10 protein-coding genes are annotated in these 14,482 nt (G+C 69.3%); 4 read left to right on the top strand and 6 right to left on the bottom strand.

Going from position 1 to position 14,482, the window contains the following annotated elements; translation table 11 throughout:
• Positions 1 to 29 precede the first annotated feature (29 nt).
• Positions 30 to 2,294: an ATP-dependent helicase gene (locus NJQ99_RS00940; RefSeq protein WP_269330928.1), complete on the top strand. Its 2,265-nt coding sequence runs from the start codon at positions 30 to 32 to the stop codon at positions 2,292 to 2,294.
• 1 nt (position 2,295) lies between these two features.
• Entirely contained in the window at positions 2,296 to 3,204 is a 909-nt protein-coding gene (locus NJQ99_RS00935; RefSeq protein ID WP_269330927.1) for a 50S ribosomal protein L11 methyltransferase, read from the top strand.
• On the opposite strand, the gene NJQ99_RS00930 is transcribed toward NJQ99_RS00935, so the two are convergent.
• Positions 3,183 to 3,470 (bottom strand): DUF1127 domain-containing protein, encoded by a 288-nt coding sequence (locus tag NJQ99_RS00930; protein ID WP_269330926.1) that lies wholly within the window; start codon positions 3,468 to 3,470, stop codon positions 3,183 to 3,185. The genes NJQ99_RS00935 and NJQ99_RS00930 overlap by 22 nt on opposite strands.
• 237 nt (positions 3,471 to 3,707) lie before the next feature.
• Here NJQ99_RS00930 and NJQ99_RS00925 point away from each other — a divergent pair, with 237 nt between their 5' ends.
• Complete coding sequence (locus NJQ99_RS00925) at positions 3,708 to 5,525, top strand: aminopeptidase P family protein (RefSeq protein WP_269330925.1); 1,818 nt, start codon at positions 3,708 to 3,710, stop codon at positions 5,523 to 5,525.
• A gap of 100 nt (positions 5,526 to 5,625) precedes the next feature.
• Positions 5,626 to 6,888 (top strand): multidrug effflux MFS transporter, encoded by a 1,263-nt coding sequence (locus NJQ99_RS00920; protein WP_269330924.1) that lies wholly within the window; start codon positions 5,626 to 5,628, stop codon positions 6,886 to 6,888.
• Here the strand turns inward: NJQ99_RS00920 and ligA are convergent.
• From ligA to ftsZ, 5 genes are all read right to left on the bottom strand, one after another.
• Positions 6,872 to 8,974 carry an NAD-dependent DNA ligase LigA gene (ligA, locus tag NJQ99_RS00915; protein ID WP_269330923.1) on the bottom strand — a complete coding sequence of 701 codons (2,103 nt, stop codon included), beginning with the start codon at positions 8,972 to 8,974 and terminating at the stop codon, positions 6,872 to 6,874. The two genes, NJQ99_RS00920 and ligA, sit on opposite strands and share 17 nt — an antisense overlap.
• The gene (gene recN / locus NJQ99_RS00910) at positions 8,971 to 10,656 is read right to left on the bottom strand and encodes a DNA repair protein RecN (protein ID WP_269330922.1); all 1,686 of its coding nucleotides are present in this window, start codon (positions 10,654 to 10,656) and stop codon (positions 8,971 to 8,973) included. The genes ligA and recN overlap by 4 nt, the downstream gene beginning before the upstream one ends.
• A 37-nt stretch (positions 10,657 to 10,693) precedes the next feature.
• Entirely contained in the window at positions 10,694 to 11,527 is an 834-nt protein-coding gene (locus NJQ99_RS00905) for an outer membrane protein assembly factor BamD (RefSeq protein ID WP_331283226.1), read from the bottom strand.
• A 106-nt stretch (positions 11,528 to 11,633) separates the two neighbouring features.
• The gene (lpxC, locus tag NJQ99_RS00900; RefSeq protein ID WP_269330921.1) at positions 11,634 to 12,542 is read right to left on the bottom strand and encodes a UDP-3-O-acyl-N-acetylglucosamine deacetylase; all 909 of its coding nucleotides are present in this window, start codon (positions 12,540 to 12,542) and stop codon (positions 11,634 to 11,636) included.
• 324 nt (positions 12,543 to 12,866) lie between these two features.
• On the bottom strand, positions 12,867 to 14,393 hold the full coding sequence (gene ftsZ / locus NJQ99_RS00895) for a cell division protein FtsZ (protein WP_269330920.1): 1,527 nt from the start codon (positions 14,391 to 14,393) through the stop codon (positions 12,867 to 12,869).
• Positions 14,394 to 14,482 lie beyond the last annotated feature (89 nt).

Raw genomic sequence — 14,482 nt, 5'->3', positions numbered from 1 at the left:
GCCCAACCACCGGATTCGCACGAGCTCCCATGACGCACACGCCCGACACTGCTGCCCCCTATCTCGCCGGCCTCAACGAGGCACAGCGCGAAGCCGTGCTGATGACGGACGGTGCGGTGCTCGTGCTCGCGGGCGCCGGGACCGGCAAGACGCGGGTGTTGACCACGCGCCTCGCGCACATCCTGGCGACGGGCCTTGCGTGGCCGTCGCAGATCCTCGCCGTGACCTTCACCAACAAGGCCGCCCGCGAGATGCAGGAGCGGATCGGCGCGCTGGTCGGCGGCGTGGTGGAGGGGATGCCCTGGCTCGGCACCTTTCATGCGATCGCCGCCAAGATCCTGCGCCGCCATGCGGAGCTTGCGGGGCTGAAATCGAACTTTACCATCCTCGACGCCGACGACCAGATCCGGCTCATCAAGCAGTTGCTGCAGGCCGAGGGCGTGGACGAGAAGCGCTGGCCCGCGCGCATGATCCACGCCCAGATCGACCGCTGGAAGAACAAGGGCCTCGGCCCCGACCAGGTGCCGGGGGGCGAGGCACACGACCTCGCGGGCGGCAAGGGCCTCGACATCTACCGCCAGTACCAGGAGCGGCTGCGCGTGCTGAACGCCGTCGACTTCGGCGACCTGCTGCTGCTGACGACGCGGCTCTTCCAGGACCATCCCGACGTGCTCGCCGACTATCACCGCAAGTTCCGCTATGTGCTGGTGGACGAGTACCAGGACACCAACACGGCGCAATACCTGTGGCTGCGGCTGCTCGCGCAGGGCTCGAAAAACATCTGCTGCGTCGGCGACGACGACCAGTCGATCTATGGCTGGCGCGGTGCTGAGGTCGGCAACATCCTGCGCTTCGAGAGCGATTTCCCCGGCGCGAAGATCATCCGGCTGGAGCGCAATTACCGCTCGACGCCCAACATCCTCGGCGCGGCCTCGGGCCTTATCGCCACCAACGAGGACCGGCTCGGCAAGACGCTGTGGACCGAGGGCGACGCGGGCGAGAAGATCCGCGTGCGCGGCCTCTGGGACGGGGAGGAGGAAGCCCGCTTCGTCGCCGAGAAGATCGAGACGCTGCACCGCCAGGGCCAGTCCCTCGACACCATGGCGATCCTCGTGCGCGCATCCTCCCAGATGCGGGAGTTCGAGGAGCGCTTCGTCACCACCGCCATCCCCTACCGCGTGATCGGCGGCCCGCGCTTCTACGAGCGGATGGAGATCCGCGACGCGCTCGCCTATCTGCGCGTCATCCAGTCGCCCGACGACGACCTCGCGTTCGAGCGGATCGTGAACAAGCCCAAGCGCGGGCTCGGCGACGCGACGCTGCAGGCGCTGCACGCCGCCGCCCGGCTCGAAGGCGTGTCGCTGACGGCGGCGGCGGGCGCGCTCGTCCAGACCGACGAGCTGAAGCCGAGGGCGCGCAATGCGCTCGCGGCTTTGCTCGACGATTTTGCGCGGTGGCGGCAGGCGGCTGAGGTCTTGCCACACCCGGAACTGACCGAAACCGTGCTCGACGAGAGCGGCTATACCGAGATGTTCCAGATGGACCGCTCTCCGGAAGCGCCGGGCCGGCTCGACAACCTCAAGGAGCTTGTCCGCGCGATGGAGGCGTTCGAGAACCTCGGCGGCTTCCTCGAACATGTCTCGCTCGTCATGGAGAACGAGCAGTCGGCGGAGGGCGAGAAGGTCTCCATCATGACCCTGCACGGGGCGAAGGGGCTGGAGTTCGACACGGTCTTCCTGCCCGGGTGGGAGGAAGGGCTCTTCCCCTCCCAGCGCACGCTCGACGAGAGCGGACTCAAGGGCCTGGAGGAGGAACGCCGCCTCGCCTATGTCGGCATCACGCGGGCCAAGCGCCGGGCGATCATCACGCATGCCTCGAACCGCCGGCTCTACAACCAGTGGCAATCTGCCCTGCCGTCGCGCTTCCTGGAGGAGATCCCCGACGCCCATGTCGAGAAGGAAAGCGCGCCCGGGCTCTATGCCTCCTATTCGACGCACGACCCGTTCCGGGGCGCAGGCCATGCCCCCTCGACCTATTCCAGCCCCGGCTGGGCGCGGCTGCGGGAGAACGTGGCGCAGGGCCGCTATGCCCGCAGCCCCGTGGTAGACAGCGTGGCCGAACTCGTGGCCACGAACGATCCCGCCGCAGCCAACGCCTTTGCGAAAGGCATGCGTGTCTTCCACCAGAAATTCGGCTATGGACGCATCCAGCAGGCCGACGGCAACAAGCTGGTGGTCGCATTCGACAAGGCGGGGACGAAGAAGGTGATTTCCAGTTTCGTGGAGCGTGCCTGACGTGGTGGTGCGCGTGTTTCACCGGGTTTCGGCGGTCATTCCGAAAACGCACGAGGACGCGGTGTCCGACGCGCTCTACGACCGGACGGACGCCGTTTCCGTCGCCGTGGGCGAGATCGTGGAGGCCGCCCCCCTGCCCAAGGGCCTGACGACGGCGGAGGCGCTGTTCGACGCGGTTCCCGACCTCGACCGGGTGCGCCTCGCGCTGGCGGCGGCGGGCCTGGACCCGGTGCCGGAACTGGACCTCATGGAGATCGCCGACACCGACTGGGTGACGGCCTCGCTGCGCGACCTGACGGAACTGCACGCGGGCCGCGTCCACATCTACGGCAGTCACCATCCGCGCCCGCTGCGCGACGGACGCATCGCGCTGAAGATCGACGCAGGCCTGGCCTTCGGCACCGGCCATCACGAGACGACCCAGGGTGTGCTGCTGGCGCTCGACGCACTCGCAAGGCGCACGCGGCCGCGCCGGATGCTCGACGTGGGAACGGGCACGGGCGTCCTGGCGATGGCAATGGCGCGCTATTTCGGGCGCTCCGTGCTCGCGACCGACATCGACGAGGTGGCGGTGGCGGTTGCACGCGAGAACGCCCGGATCAACGGACTCTCTCACATGGTCCGCTGCGCGACCGCGCCCGGCATGCGGCATCCCGCGATCGCCGGGGGCGCGCCCTACGACCTGATCGTGGCGAATATCCTCGCCCGGCCGCTGGTGGCGCTGGCGGGCGACATCACGGACGCGCTGGCGCCCGGCGGACACGTGGTGCTGTCAGGAATCCTCGGCTGGCAGGCGCGCTGGGTCACGCACGCCTATGCCAGCCGGGGACTTGTCCTGGTGGCCAGGGTCGAGCGCGGCGACTGGGCCACGCTCGTCCTCAGGCGGGTTCAGGCGGCGCGAGGCGTCTGAACGGCGTCGGCGTTGTCGTTCGCAGACGAGGCCGGGGCGGCCGCGACCGGAGCGGACTTCTGTGCGCGGCGGCTGTCGAGGCCATAGACGACGGCGTCGATGTCGCCGCGGTCGATGCCGAGGTCGCGAAGCATCCGGTCGTCGAGCCGGCGGAGTTCCCGCGCGGCGCGCCGGCGGGCAGCGGCGGTCATCATGGCGACGAAGGCAGTGCGCAGGCGCGCGAAGGTGCCGGTGGCGGCGGTTTGGGTGTCGACCGTGGCGGTCATGGCGTTCAACCTTTCAGACAGTGGCGCAGCAGGGCGGGACAGGGCGAGCCGGGCTGCGTGCGTTTCTCTTGGAGCGGGTAGATGGTCCCGCCCGCTTCAAAGCAAAAGTGACGCTTTCTCACCCCAGCGATGCGTTTTGTGCATGTGCGAAAAGGATTAACGCATCTGCAACATGACAGGGGTTCTTCCGCGCGTGCCGATTGCCCCGGAGAGTGCCCCGCCCTATAGACTCGTTGCATGTTTCAGGACTTCGAAGATCGCGCCGATCCGGCCCGCGTGCGACCGCGGCTCGAGGCGCTGCGTGCCGGGCTTGGCGACCGCGGGCTCGACGGCTTCATCGTGCCCCGCGCCGACGAGTTCCAGGGCGAGTACGTGCCGGCCTGCGCCGAGCGCCTCTCCTGGCTCACCGGCTTCACGGGATCGGCCGGGCAGGCCGTGGTGCTGGAGGCCCGCGCGGCACTATTCGTCGACGGGCGCTACACGCTGCAGGCGCGCGACCAGACCGACACCGACCTCGTGGAGATCGTCCATATCGCGGATACGACGACGGCGGAATGGATCGGCGGGAATGTGCCCCGCGGCGCGCGCCTCGGCTTCGACCCGTGGCTGCACACGGCCTCCGCGGTCAAGAGCCTGCGCGAGGCGTGCGAGCGTGCGGGCATCGACCTCGTGCCCGTGCCGCAGAACCCGGTCGACGCCGTTTGGACCGACCGGCCTGCGCCGCCGATGGCCCCGGCTGTCGTGCAGCCCCTCGCCCTCTCGGGGCGGGAGAGCGCGGAGAAGCGCAAAGAGATGGCCGAGGCGCTGGCAAGCAAGGGCTGCGACGCGGCCGTCCTCAACGCGCCCGACTCCATCGCCTGGCTCCTGAACGTGCGCGGCGCGGACGTGCCGCACACGCCCTTCGTGCTGAGCTTCGCAGTGGTGCATGCCGACGGGCGCGTCGACTGGTTCGTCGCGCCGGAGAAGGTGGGCGCGGAGGTGCGCGATCACCTGGGGGGAGAGGTGATCATCCTGTCGCCCGAGGGCTTCACCGACGCGCTGGGTCGGCTGGGCGCGCGCGGCGCGGCGGTCTGGATCGATCCGGACCGCACCGCCGAAGCGATCCGCCGCGCGCTGACCGGATCGGGTGCACGTATTGTCGAGGCGCGCGACCCATGCCAGCTGCCCAAGGCGCGCAAGACACCCGTGGAGGTCGCCGGCGCGCGCGCCGCGCATGAACGCGATGGCGTGGCGCTCGTCCGTTTCCTGCACTGGCTGGCGGCGACCGCGGGCGACGGCACGGTGACGGAGATCGAGGCGACGCAGCGGCTCGAGGCCTTCCGCCGCGAAACGGGCTGCCTCAAGGACATCTCCTTCGACACCATCTCCGGCGCGGGTCCGAACGGGGCGATCGTGCATTACCGCGTGACCAAGCGGACGAACCGGGTGCTGGAGCCGGGCAGCCTGTTCCTCGTCGATTCCGGCGGGCAATATGTGGATGGCACGACCGACGTGACCCGTACCGTCGCCATCGGCACCCCGACGGAGGAGATGCGCGACCGCTTCACCCGCGTGCTCAAGGGCCATATCGGCATCGCCGGGGCGCGCTTTCCCAAGGGCACGACGGGCGCGGTGCTCGACGGGCTCGCGCGCTACTGGCTGTGGCAGGCAGGGCTCGACTTCGACCACGGGACGGGACATGGGGTGGGCAGCTATCTCTCGGTGCACGAGGGACCGCAGGGCATCCACAAGCGCGCGGTCGACGTGGCGCTGGAGCCTGGCATGATCGTCTCCAACGAGCCGGGCTACTACCGCGAGGGCGCCTATGGCATCCGCATCGAGAACCTCGTGGTCGTTACCCCCCCCTCAGGCGTCGTGGGCGGGGAGCGCGAGATGATGGGGTTCGAGACACTCACGCTCGCGCCCATCGACCGGGCCTGCATCGCGCCCGGCCTGCTGCTGGGGCACGAGCGCGACTGGCTCAACGCCTATCATGCGCGCGTGCGCGACACGCTCACCCCGCATCTCGACGCGGATGCGGCCGCCTGGCTTGCACGGGCGACCGAACCGGTCTGAGGCGGCGGCGCAGACGTCCCATGCACGCACCTCCTCTTGCCGGTTTTCCGGCAAGGGCGCATGCTCGAACTGCCTTCGTTTCGCCCCCAGGTTGAATTTCGTGCCCAGCTACGCCACAGATCCGGCGACGCCCGCCATCGCCGGCGATCCCGAACCGCGCCAGATGCCGCCGCGCCGCATGGTGCCGCTGCTGGCCGGGATCACGGCCGTCGCACCGCTGGCGATCAACATCTACATCCCCAGCTTGCCGAACATCGCGGCTGCACTCGGAACGGACGCGGGCACGGTGCAGCTGACGGTGACGCTCTACCTCATCGCCGTGGCCGCGGGACAGGTCACCCTGGGGCCGCTGTCGGACCGGATGGGCCGCCGGCCGGTCCTGATCACCGGCATGATCGTCTATGTGATCGCCAGTCTTGCCGCCGCCGCCGCGCCGGATGTCTGGTGGCTGATCGTGGCGCGCGTCTTTCAGGCGATCGGCGGATGCGCGGGACTGGTCCTGGGGCGCGCGATCGTGCGCGACATCTACGACCGGGACACCTCCGCGAGCATGCTCGGTTACGTGACGACCGTCATGGTGATCGTGCCGATGGCCGCGCCGACGGTGGGCGGCCTGCTGGACGTCGCGTTCGGCTGGCGCTCGAGTTTCGTGCTGGTCGCGGCGCTGGGGGCGGTCATGCTCGGCCTGATCCTGACGTCTCTCCCGGAGACCCATCCGCCCGCGAAGGGTAGCCAGACGTCCACCCCGATCCGCGGAGAAAGCCTGCAGCTTCTGCGCAGCCGCGCGTTCCTGGGCTATGCCGGCGCGACCAGTTTCGGCGCGGGCATGTATTTCGCGTTCATCGCGGGCGCGCCCTTTCTCGTGGTCGATGCGATGGGCCGGGAGCCGTACGAGTACGGCCTGTGGTTCATCCTGGTAGCGGGCGGCTACATGACGGGAAACTACATCTCGGGCCGCACCGCACGCCGGGTCGGGCTCGACAAGCTGCTGGCGATCGGCGCGGTCCTGGCGGCCTTCGGAGGGGCGGTACTGGTCCTGTCGAGCAGCCTGCTGCCGCTCACGCCGCCAACGCTCTTCATCCCGATGATCCTCTTGTCCATCGCCAACGGATTCACGACCGCGAACGGGATCGCGGGGGCGGTCAGCGTCAATCCACGGCTCGCAGGCTCCGCCTCCGGCATTGCGGGCGCAGCGCAGATGCTGGTCGGCGCAGCCGCCACGCAGGTCGTCGGCTCCGCCATGTCGTCGAGCGCCCTGCCGACCACGCTGACGGTTTTCGCCTTCGCACTGCTACTGCTGTCGTGCTGGCTTTTCCTGATCCGCCCGGCACGGCAGGCTGTGCTCGTCAGAGCGGCGGAATGAGGTCCAGCCACTCGTCCTCGGTCAGCACCTTCACGCCCAGCTCGTTCGCCTTCTTCAGCTTGGAACCTGCGCCCGGTCCGGCGACCAAATAGTCGGTGCGCGCGGAGACCGAGCCCGCGACCTTCGCGCCCAGGGCCTCGGCCCGCGCCTTGGCTTCCTCCCGCGTCATGCGCTCCAGCGTGCCGGTGAACACGACGGTCTTTCCGGCGATGGGCGTGTCGGTGCGCGCGGCCTCCATGTCCTCCACCTGCACCTCGGCCAGCAGGCGGTCGAGCGCCTCCTCGTTGTGCGCTTCTGCGAAGAAGTCGACGAGCGCGCCCGCCACCGTCTCCCCGATGCCGTCGATGGAGAGCAGCCACTCCCACGCCTCGCCCTCGCGCGGTTCGGCGGCGACCATCGCCTTGCGGAAGGTGTCGAAATTCCCATAGGTGCGGGCGAGCAGGCGCGCTGTTGTCTGGCCGACGTGCCTGATGCCGAGGCCGAACAGGAAGCGGTCGAACGGCACCGTGCGCCGCGCGTCGATGGCGTCGAACAGGTTGCGCGCCGACACCTCGCCGAAGCCCGGCCAGTTCTTGAGCGGCGTCAGGCTGCCCCCGTCGCGCGCCTCCAGCGTGAAGATGTCCGCGGGCTCCCGCACCGCGCCCTTCTCCCAGAACAGCTCGACCTGCTTCTCGCCCAGCCCCTCGATGTCGAAGGCGTTGCGCGAGACGAAATGCTTCAGCCGCTCCTTCGCCTGCGCCTCGCAGACGAGACCGCCGGTGCAGCGGCGCACCGCCTCCCCCTCCTCGCGCACGGCGTGGGAGCCGCAGACCGGGCAGGTATGCGGCATCTCGAACGGGGCGCTATCCTTCGGCCGCTTCGAGGTGTCGACCGAGACGATCTGCGGGATGACGTCGCCCGCGCGCTGCACCACCACGGTGTCGCCGACGCGGATGTCCTTGCGCGCGATCTCGTCCTCATTGTGCAAGGTGGCGTTGGAGACGACGACGCCGCCCACGGTCACGGGTTCGAGCTTGGCGACCGGCGTCAGCGCGCCCGTGCGGCCCACCTGCACCTCGATGGCGTTCAGCACGGTCGTGGCCTTCTCCGCCGGAAACTTGTGCGCGATGGCCCAGCGCGGCGAGCGGGAGACGAAGCCCAGCCGCTCCTGGTAGTCCAGCCGGTCGACCTTGTAGACGACGCCGTCGATGTCGTAGCCGAGCGAGGCGCGGCGTTCCTCAAGACCGCGGTAATGATCGAGCATTTCCGAAACGCTGTCGCAGCGCACCATCTCCGGGTTGACCGGGAAGCCCCAGGCCCCGAGCGCGTCGACCACGCCCGTCTGCGTATCCGCCGGCAGAGACGACACCTCGCCCCAGGCATAGGCGAAGAAGCGCAGGGGCCGCGCGCGCGTCACCTCGGCGTCGAGCTGGCGCAGGGAACCGGCGGCGGCGTTGCGCGGGTTCGCGAAGACCTTGTCGCCCGCCTCCGCCTGTCTTGCGTTCAGGGCCGCGAAATCGTCGTGGCGCATGTAGATCTCGCCGCGCACCTCGAAGACGTCGGGCACATCCTTCGCGCGCAGCTTCTCCGGCACGTCCCCGATGGTGCGGACGTTTGCGGTCACATCCTCCCCCTCATAGCCGTCGCCGCGCGTGGCCGCGCGCACGAAGCGCCCCTTCTCATAGCGCAGCGAGATCGACAGGCCGTCGATCTTCGGCTCCGCCGTCAAGGCGAGCGGATCGTCCTCCTCCAGCTTCAGGAAGCGGCGGATGCGGGCCACGAACTCCTCCACATCCTCGTCGGCGAAGGCGTTGCCGAGCGACAGCATGGGGACCGCGTGGCGCACCTTTCCGAAGGCCTCAGACGGCGCGGCGCCAATCCGCTCGCTCGGACTGTCCTCGCGGATCAGGTGGGGGAAGCGCGCCTCGATGGCCGCGTTGCGCTGTCGCAGCGCGTCGTACTCGGCATCCGAGATGACGGGCGCGTCCTGCCGGTAATAGTGCGCGTCATGCTCCGCGATCTCGGCGGCGAGGCGGGCAAGCTCGGCCTTCGCATCCTCCTCCTCAAGCTCGTCCACCGGCAGGGCCGTGAGGTCGCGGTCGCTCATGGACGGTCTCCCAGCAGGCTGTCGGCGGCGGCGCGCGCGGCGTCCGTGACGGTGGTCCCGGCGAGCATGCGGGCGATTTCCTCCCGCCGGGCGTCGATGTCGAGCGCGGCGACATCGGTGCTCGCGCCCGTGTCGGTCAGAGTCTTGGCGATACGCAGGTGCCGGTTGCCGCGCGCGGCCACCTGCGGCGAATGGGTGATGACGAGGACCTGCGCGCCATCGGCCAGCCGCTTCAGCCGCGCGCCCACCATGTCGGCGGTTGCCCCGCCGATGCCGCGGTCGACCTCGTCGAAGACGAGCGTGGGGGCCGAGCGCGCGCGTCCCAGCGCCACCTTGAGCGCCAGCACGAAGCGCGAGATCTCACCGCCGCTCGCAATCTTCATCAGGGGGGCAGGCTCCGTGCCCGGGATCGTGGCCACGAGGAACTCCACGCGGTCACGCCCATGCGGTGCGCGGCCTGCATCCGGGTCGGTGGTCACGGAGACGGCAAAACGCGCCTTGCCGAGCGCCAGCGGCCCAAGCTCGCCCGTCACCTCGGTCTCCAGCGCGCGGGCAGCCAGCGTTCGCGCGGCACTGAGCGCACCGGCCGCCGCGTCATAGGCCGCAGCCGCGGCATCGCGGGCCTCCTCCAGCTCCCCGACCCGCGCCTCGCCCCGGTCGAGATCGGCCAGCCGCTGCGCAAACCGGTCGCGCAGCGCGGGCAGCACGTCGACCGCCACGTCGTGCTTGCGCGCCGCGGCCCGCAGCGCGAAGAGCCGCTCCTCCGTCCGCTCCAGCACCGCCGGATCGAAGGCGAGATCGGCGCGCGCCCGGTCGAGCGCGGCCAGCGCCTCGCCCGCCTCCACCAGCGCGCGGTCGAGTCCCTGCATGGCCTCGTCGAGACGGCCCGGCACCCGCTGGGCCGCGGCCTCCAGCCGGCGCAACGCCGCGGCCATCATCTGCTCGATCCCGGCGCTCGTCCGCTCGCCGGACCCGCTCAGGAGCGCCAGCGCGGCGTCGAGGTCGCCCGCCACCTTCTCCGCCGCCATCATGTCGGCGCGTGCGTTGGCGAGGCCTTCCTCCTCTCCCTCTTCCGGCGCAAGCTCCTCCAGTTCGGCGAGCACGTGGCGCAGGTAGTCGGCGTCGCGCGCGGCCTCGGCGATCGCGCGCCGGGCGTCGTCGAGCGCAGTTTGCGCACGCGCCAGCGCGTCTGCCGCCCCGGCGGTGTCCCGCACCTCGCGCGCATGTCCGCCGAACGCATCCAGCAGGTCGCGGTGCCCGGCCGGCTGCAGCAGCGCCGTGTCGTCATGCTGACCGTGGATCTCGACCAGCCGCTCCCCCAGCGCCCGCAGCAGCCCGACACTCACCGGCTGGTCGTTGACGAAGGCCCGGCTCTTGCGGTCCGCCGTGACGACGCGGCGCAGGATCAGCACGCCCTCACCGGTGTCGAGACCGTTCTCGGCGAGCAGCGCGTCGAGGTCGCTCCCATCCTCCGGCTCGAAGACGGCCGTCACGCTCCCCTGTGCGGCACCGGCGCGGACGAGGCCGGTGTCTGCGCGCGCACCCAGCGCAAGCCCCAGGGAATCGAGCAGGATCGACTTGCCCGCGCCGGTCTCGCCGGTCAGCACCGTCAGCCCGGCGGAAAACGTCAGATCGAGCCGTTCGATCAGCACGATGTCGCGGATCGAAAGACGGGTCAGCATGGCACCTCGGACCTGGGACCTGCCCCGAACAAGGGGATCAGATTGCGTTGCGCAGCGACCGCATCAGCCGCGACAGCCAGGACCCCTCGTCCACCTCCGGCCGCAGGTCCTTGCCCTCCAGCACATAGTAGCTGTCCGCGTACCACGGGCTGCCCGGGTAATTGTAGCCCAGCACCGCGGCAGCCGTTTGCGCCTCCGACTTGAGGCCCATGGCGAGGTAGCTCTCGACCAGCCGATGCAGCGCCTCCGGCACGTGGGAGGTGGTCTGGTAGTCCTCCACCACCTTGCGGAAGCGGTTGATGGCGCCGATGTACTTGCGCTGCTCCAGGTAGTAGCGGCCGACCGCCATTTCCTTGCCCGCCAGGTGATCGAGCGTGAGGTCGATCTTCACCTTCGCATCGCGTGCATAGTCGCTGTCGGGATAGCGTTGGACCACCTCGCGCAGATTCCGCAGTGCCAGTTGCGTGAAGCCCTGGTCGCGGTGCACGTCGGAGATCTGCTCGTAGTAGGACTGCGCCACCAGGTAATGGGCGTAGGCCGCGTCATCGCTGCCCGGATACAGTTCGAGGTAACGCTCGGCCCCCGCGATTGCGGCGGTGTAGTCGTTCTCCCTGTAAGAGGCGAAGGCCCCCATCAGGATCGCGCGCCGCGCCCAGACAGAATAGGGGTGCTGGCGTTCCACCTCGTCGAAAAGCTGCACCGCAATCTCGTTGTCGCCCTCGTTGAGCGCATTCATCGCCGAATTGTAGAGATCTTCGACCGGGCGCTCGACATAAGGCACGTCCTCCGGCTCGCCGGAGGCGCAGGCCGACAGCCCCGCAAGCAGGAGAATGGCAATCGTCAGGCGGCTGAGCCGCTGCAGCATGGACATGAGACGCTCTTCGATTCCCGGCGCGATGACGTCAGGCAGCCCTTTTAGCGGAAAGGCGGGCGCCCGGCCAGATGCCGTGCCCGCCTTGGCGCAAAAGGAATCGGGTTCAGAGAGCGACGGCGGCGAACGCCGGGGCTGCGCTGCGCACCACGCCGCGCGTCATGGGCACCGTGCGCCAGGCATCCGCCTCCGCGAAGAGCGCCCGAAGCAGGCGGTTGTTGAGCGCGTGCCCTGCCTTGTGCCCGGTGTACCGGCCAAGAATCGGCGCGCCCGCCAGGTAGAGGTCGCCGACCGCATCGAGCGCCTTGTGCCGCACGAACTCGTCCTCGAAACGCAGGCCGCCCTCGTTCAGCACGCGGTCGCCGTCGATGACGACCGCATTGTCGAGCGAGCCGCCCCGGGCAAGTCCGCGCGAGCGGAGATAGTCGACCTCCGGCGCGAACCCGAAGGTGCGGGCACGCGCCAGTTCCGCCTTGTAGGTTTCTTCGTTCACCACCAGGTCAAACGACTGGCTGGCGATCACCGGGGTCGGGAAATCGATGCTGAACGACACCTCGAACCGGTCCGCGGGCTCGAGCGTCACCCACTTGTCGCCCTCCTCGACCCGCACGGTCTCGAGAATCTCGATCGCCGTGCGCGGGCTCTCCTGCCGCCGGATCCCGGCGCAATCGATCAGGAACAGGAAGGGCGCCGAACTGCCATCCATGATCGGCACCTCGCGACCGTCGAGTTCGACGAACACATTGTCGATGCCGGCGCCCGCGAGCGCGGACATCAGATGCTCGACAGTGGCGACCGATACGCCATGCTCGTTCGTGAGCGTGGTGCCGAGCGTCGTTTCCGTCACCAGGTCCCACATCGCGGGCACCTTGGCGATGCGCCGCTCAAGGTCGGTCCGGACGAAGACGATGCCGGTCGCCGCAGGCGCCGGGCGCAGGCACATCCGCACCGTCTCGCCCGAGTGCAGGCCCGTACCGGTGCAATTGATGCTGTTGCGAATGGTCGTCTGAAGCATGATCCCAACCCTGACCTGAACTTGAGCGGCCCGCCGCAATGGCGGCCCGTTGCAGGCTCCAGTCCCTTACCCCGCATTTCGCCCCCCTCGGCTGATGCAGACGATTCGGCAAGGGCCCGATCCCGCAGCGCATAGGTAGCCTTAACGCCGGGCCAGAACAAATCACGCTATGTGACGGAGTGTTACGCAGGCGGCGGCCGGGAAAGCGTCACGACGACCGGGGGTTAGACAAAAAAGCTGCCGCCGCTTCCCAGCGGGGCAGCCTTTTCGTTGCAATGACACGCGGCGGCTGGCGCACCCGTGCGCCGGGACCCCCGCCTCCGTTCAGTTCGCCTGGCGGCGGAGGAAGGCCGGAATCTCCAGTTGGTCATCCTCCTCCGCAGCGGGGAAGAGGCGTTCTTCCTGGCGGGTCCGCGGCTCCCCCCGGGTGGGCGGCGCCTCGTCGGCGGCCGCGACGCGCAGGCGATTGTCCGGCACCTGCGGCGCCTCGGCACGCTCCTCGTCGTCGCGCCGGGCAAGGCTGCCGGCCATGCGCTCCAGAAGGCTCAGGGAACGCTTGACGAAGGGGCTCGCCTCGTCCCCGTCATGTGCACGCTCCGCCATTTCCGGATCGGCAGCCAGTGGCAACTCCGCGGCAGGGGCGCGTTCCACGGCCGGAGCGGGGGCGGCAGCAGGCTTTTGCACGCTGGCGGGCGCGGGCGCGATGAACGCCTCGTCCACATCCACGCCCAGATCCTCATCCGCGTCATCGGCCAATTCGACGGCCGCGGGTGCCGCAGCCGCTGCGGCAGCGGCGGGACGCGCCACCGGTGCCGGTGCCTTGCGCGGCTCGCTGCGCGGCGTGATGGTTGCTGCCGCGCGATGCAGTTGCGCCGCATGCTCCTCGTCGATGTCGATGCCGGTGGCCACGACCGAAACCCGAATGCGGCCGTTGAGCGCATCGGAGAAGGTCGAGCCGACGATGATGTTGGCATCCGGGTCGACCTCGGACCGGATCCGGTTCGCCGCCTCGTCCACCTCGAACAGCGTCATGTCCATGCCGCCGGTGATGTTGATGAGCACACCGCGCGCGCCCTTCATCGACACGTCGTCGAGCAGCGGGTTGGAGATCGCGGCCTCGGCCGCGTCGAGCGCCCGGCGGTCGCCCTCGGCCTCGCCCGTGCCCATCATCGCCTTGCCCATCTCGCTCATGACCGAGCGCACGTCGGCGAAGTCGAGATTGATGAGACCCGGCATGACCATCAGGTCGGTGATGCCGCGCACGCCGGAGTGCAGCACCTCGTCGGCCATCGTGAAGGCCTCGGCGAATGTCGTGCGCTCGTTGGCGATGCGGAACAGGTTCTGGTTCGGGATGATGATCAGCGTATCGACGTATTGCTGCAGATCCTCGATCCCGCTCTCCGCGAGGCGCATGCGGTGCGCGCCTTCGAACTGGAAGGGCTTGGTGACCACGCCGACCGTGAGGATGCCGTGCTCCTTCGCGATCCGGGCGACGACGGGCGCGGCGCCCGTGCCCGTACCGCCGCCCATGCCGGCGGTGATGAAGCACATATGGCTGCCCGAGATGTGCTCGACGATCTCGTCGAGCGACTCCTCCGCCGCCGCGCGCCCGATCTCCGGCTTGGCACCGGCGCCGAGACCTTGCGTGATGTTGCGGCCAACCTGGATCCGGTTGTTGGTCAGCGACAGCGCGAGCGCCTGCGCGTCCGTGTTCGCCACCGCGAAGTCGACCCCCTCCAGCTCGGAACGGATCATGTTGTTGACCGCGTTCCCGCCGGCGCCGCCGACACCGATGACGGTGATCTTGGGCTTGAGTTCGGTGGGTTCCGGAACCTTGAGATTGAGTGTCATGCCGCGCCTCCGATTCGTTACCTGAGTTTCGCACAACTTGTGGCGTTTGAAGAGCCTTCGTGCGGACGATCTTGTGCTTTCCGGGCCTT

Origin of the sequence: Futiania mangrovi (genome assembly GCF_024158125.1) — a bacterium.
GTDB classification, from domain to species: Bacteria; Pseudomonadota; Alphaproteobacteria; order Futianiales; family Futianiaceae; genus Futiania; species Futiania mangrovi.
Note: the sequence above shows the minus strand (reverse complement) of the source record. Positions and strands in the feature narration are given on the sequence as shown.

Coding starts and splice junctions, on each gene's coding strand:
- ftsZ (WP_269330920.1), bottom strand. CDS start 14,393: ATGACACTCAATCTCAAGGTTCCGGAACCCACCGAACTCAAGCCCAAG.
- NJQ99_RS00925 (WP_269330925.1), top strand. CDS start 3,708: ATGTTTCAGGACTTCGAAGATCGCGCCGATCCGGCCCGCGTGCGACCG.
- NJQ99_RS00905 (WP_331283226.1), bottom strand. CDS start 11,527: ATGTCCATGCTGCAGCGGCTCAGCCGCCTGACGATTGCCATTCTCCTG.
- recN (WP_269330922.1), bottom strand. CDS start 10,656: ATGCTGACCCGTCTTTCGATCCGCGACATCGTGCTGATCGAACGGCTC.
- ligA (WP_269330923.1), bottom strand. CDS start 8,974: ATGAGCGACCGCGACCTCACGGCCCTGCCGGTGGACGAGCTTGAGGAG.
- lpxC (WP_269330921.1), bottom strand. CDS start 12,542: ATGCTTCAGACGACCATTCGCAACAGCATCAATTGCACCGGTACGGGC.
- NJQ99_RS00940 (WP_269330928.1), top strand. CDS start 30: ATGACGCACACGCCCGACACTGCTGCCCCCTATCTCGCCGGCCTCAAC.
- NJQ99_RS00930 (WP_269330926.1), bottom strand. CDS start 3,470: ATGACCGCCACGGTCGACACCCAAACCGCCGCCACCGGCACCTTCGCG.